The organism is Terriglobales bacterium (assembly GCA_035624475.1).
Classification (GTDB): domain Bacteria; phylum Acidobacteriota; class Terriglobia; order Terriglobales; family Acidobacteriaceae; genus DASPRL01.
In genome coordinates this window covers 1-3,252 of sequence record DASPRL010000308.1, presented here as the reverse complement: position 1 = coordinate 3,252, position 3,252 = coordinate 1, and the positions used below count along the sequence as shown (strand labels likewise).

4 protein-coding genes are annotated in these 3,252 nt (G+C 67.9%); all 4 read left to right on the top strand.

The window, feature by feature from the left end:
* A partial coding sequence (locus VEG08_12215; protein HXZ28748.1) for an efflux RND transporter permease subunit occupies positions 1-1,437 on the top strand: 1,437 nt, incomplete at its 5' end.
* Positions 1,438-1,453: 16 nt separating this feature from the next.
* On the top strand, positions 1,454-1,678 hold the full coding sequence (locus VEG08_12210) for a DUF2892 domain-containing protein (protein HXZ28747.1): 225 nt from the start codon (positions 1,454-1,456) through the stop codon (positions 1,676-1,678).
* Between the two features lie 120 nt (positions 1,679-1,798).
* Complete coding sequence (locus tag VEG08_12205; GenBank protein HXZ28746.1) at positions 1,799-2,056, top strand: 4Fe-4S binding protein; 258 nt, start codon at positions 1,799-1,801, stop codon at positions 2,054-2,056.
* Complete coding sequence (locus VEG08_12200; protein ID HXZ28745.1) at positions 2,046-3,203, top strand: 2-oxoacid:acceptor oxidoreductase subunit alpha; 1,158 nt, start codon at positions 2,046-2,048, stop codon at positions 3,201-3,203. The genes VEG08_12205 and VEG08_12200 overlap by 11 nt, the downstream gene beginning before the upstream one ends.
* The last annotated feature ends 49 nt before the right edge of the window (positions 3,204-3,252 follow it).

Below are 3,252 nucleotides of genomic sequence, written 5' to 3'. Positions count from 1 at the left end.
CGGTACCTGGCCGAGCAGCCCGAGGTGGTCAACTACCAGATCTACGCCGGGACCTCGGGCCCGTACAACTTCAACGGGCTGGTGCGGCACTACTTCCTGCGCCGCGGCGCCAACCAGGCCGACATCCAGGTGAACCTGCTGCCGTTGCATGAGCGCAGCGCCCAGAGCCACGAGATCGCCAAGCGCGTGCGCCCCGGCCTGGAGAAGATCGCCCGCGCCTACGGCGCGCGCATCCAGGTGGCGGAGGTGCCGCCCGGGCCGCCCGTGGTCTCCACCCTGGTGGCCGAGGTCTACGGACCCGATCCCCGGCGCCAAGTCCAGCTCGCCGGACAGATCAAGAAGATCTTTCAGGAGACCCCGGGGGTGGTGGACACCGACTGGTTCGTGGAGGCGCCCGAGACCCGCTACGAACTGAAGACCGATCTGGACAAGGCGGCGCTGCACGGAGTGTCCGCCGCCGACGTCAGCCGCACCCTGGACATCGCCCTAGGGGGCAGGGAAGTGGGCCTGCTGCACGAACCCACCTCGCGCGAGGACGTGCCCATCGAGGTGCAGCTCAGCCGCGCCCAGCGCTCGGGGCTGGGGAGCCTCGAGAGTCTGCGCTTCCCGACGCCCGGCGGCGGCCAGGTCTCGCTGGGCGAGGTCACCGACGTCACCAAGACCACCATCGACACCAGCCTCTACCGCAAGAACCTGCGCGACGTGGTGTACGTCACCGGCGACGTGGCCGGCCAGGAAGAGAGCCCGGTCTACGCCATCCTGAAGATGAAGCGGCGCATCGAACAGTTGCAGGTGCCGGAGGGCTACCGCGTCGAGCAGAGCATGGGCACGGCCCTGCCCGAGCGCACCGACCGCCTGACCATGAAGTGGGACGGCGAGTGGCACATCACGGTGGAGGTCTTCCGCGACCTGGGGCTGGCCTTCGCTGCCGTGCTGGTGCTGATCTACGTGCTGGTGGTGGGCTGGTTCAAGTCGTTCAAGACGCCGCTGGCCATCATGGCGCCCATCCCCCTGACCTTGGTAGGCATCCTGCCGGCGCACGCGCTGCTGGGAGCGTTCTTCACCGCCACCTCCATGATCGGCTTCATCGCCGGCGCCGGCATCATCGTGCGCAATTCCATCATCCTGGTGGATTTCATCGAATTGCGCCGCCAGCAGGGCATGAGCCTGGAAGAGGCGGTGGTGGACGCGGGGGCGGTGCGCTTCCGCCCTATGCTGCTGACGGCGGCGGCGGTGGTGGTGGGCGCCAGCGTCATCCTCTTCGACCCCATCTTCCAGGGGCTGGCCATCTCGCTGATGGCGGGGGAGGTGGCGTCCACGCTGCTCTCGCGCATAGCCGTGCCCGTCCTCTATTACCTGAGCGAGCGGGGAAGCAAGCGAGGTTCGGTGCCGGCACCCGGGTCACAACAAGGTGTGACTCCAGCGGCCGCCGATTGAGACCAAGGAGGATCGTATGCAGTTCACCGTGGAACGCAGCCTGCGCCTGATCGCCGGCTTCTTTGTCCTGCTCTCCCTGGCCCTGGGCTATTGGGTGAGTCCTTATTGGTTCCTGTTCACCGCCTTCGTGGGGCTGAACCTCATCCAGTCGGCCTTTTCCAACTGGTGCCCCATGATGACCATCCTGCGCAAGTTGGGGGTGCCGGAAGCCGGCAAGACCGGGCACCAGGCAGCGGCATGAGCGCCTCTTGGCGTGGGTGCGTGGCTCACATCGAGATGTGACCTGCATCACTCCCTGGCCGCCCGCGGTGGCGCGATACTTGAGGTCACGCCGGGCCCTCCGGCGAAGGACACAAGGGCGATGGCAAAAGGCACAGTCGCGATCGTGGTGGAGCGCTGCAAGGCGTGCGGCTTCTGTGTGGAGTTCTGCCCTACCAAGGTGCTGGCGCTCTCCTCCGCCTTCAACTCCAAGGGCTACCACCCGCCCTATATGGTGGCGCCGGAGAAGTGCTCGGGCTGCGATCTGTGCGGCATGTACTGCCCCGACTTCGCCATCCACGGCTGGAAGCTCCCGGCCGAGGCCAAGGCCGAAGCCAAGGAGACCGCCGATGCACGCTGACCCGGCCGGCGTCCTCACCGGCGTCCACTTCCTCGACGGCGACCACGCTTGCTGCGAAGGCGCGCTGGCCGCCGGCGCCCGCTTCGCCGCCGGCTATCCCATCACTCCCTCCACCGAAGTGGTGGAGCGTTTCGCCATGCGCGTGCCCACCGTGGGAGGCATCTTCATCCAGATGGAAGACGAGCTGGCCGCCTCGATCGCCATCCAGGGCGCGGTTTGGGGCGGCGCCAAGGCCTTCACCGTGACCTCCGGCCCCGGCTTCTCCCTGATGATGGAGCACATCGGCTACGCCGCCATGACCGAGACGCCCTGCGTCTTCGTGAACGTGCAGCGCGGCGGGCCCTCCACCGGGCTGCCCACTCTGCCGGCGCAGGCCGACATGATGCAGGCGCGCTGGGGCTCGCACGGCGATTACGAGATCATCGCCCTCTGCCCCAACTCCCCCCAGGAATGCTTCGACCTGACGCTGGAGGCCTTCAACCTGGCCGAGCGCTACCGTGTGCCGGTGATGGTGATGATGGACGAGTGCGTGGGCCACATGACGGAGAAGGTGGTGATTCCGCCGGCGGAGCAGCTCGAGGTCACGCCGCGGCGCCACACCCGCCGCGCCATGGACGACTACCTGCCCTACGCCCCCAACGGCGACTTGGTGCCGGAGATGGCGCATGCCGGCGAGGGCTACCGCTTCCACGTCACCGGCCTGACCCACGACGAGCGCGGCTATCCCAACATGAACGTGCAGTCCCAGGACCAGCTGGTGCGCCGGCTGCAGAACAAGATCCAACAGAATGCGGGGCGCATCGTGCGCTTCGAGGAAAGGGAGGTCGAGGACGCCCAGGTCATCGTGGTCTCCTACGGCATCACCTCGCGGGTGGCACAGCGCGCGATGGAACTGGCGCGCGCCCAGGGGCTCAAGGTCGGGAGCTTCCGCCTGGTCACCGCCTGGCCCTTTCCGGAAGCCCGCCTGCGCGAGCTGGCCTTGAAGACCAAGGCCTTCGTGGTCCCTGAACTGAACCTCGGCCAGATGGTGCGCGAGGTGGAGCGCGCGGCCGCCGGCCGCGCCCGGACCCTCGCTGTGACCCACGCCGGCGGCGGCGTGCATCGCCCCGAGGACATCCTGGCCGCGATCGTGGAGGCCGCCCGATGACCACTGCCCACGCTAACCCGGTCGAAGCCTTTCTGCGCACCGAGCGCAT

What these genes read in the sequence shown, in the direction of transcription:
- VEG08_12200 (HXZ28745.1), top strand. Translation starts at nt 2,046, where the DNA reads ATGCACGCTGACCCGGCCGGCGTCCTCACCGGCGTCCACTTCCTCGAC.
- VEG08_12205 (HXZ28746.1), top strand. Translation starts at nt 1,799, where the DNA reads ATGGCAAAAGGCACAGTCGCGATCGTGGTGGAGCGCTGCAAGGCGTGC.
- VEG08_12210 (HXZ28747.1), top strand. Translation starts at nt 1,454, where the DNA reads ATGCAGTTCACCGTGGAACGCAGCCTGCGCCTGATCGCCGGCTTCTTT.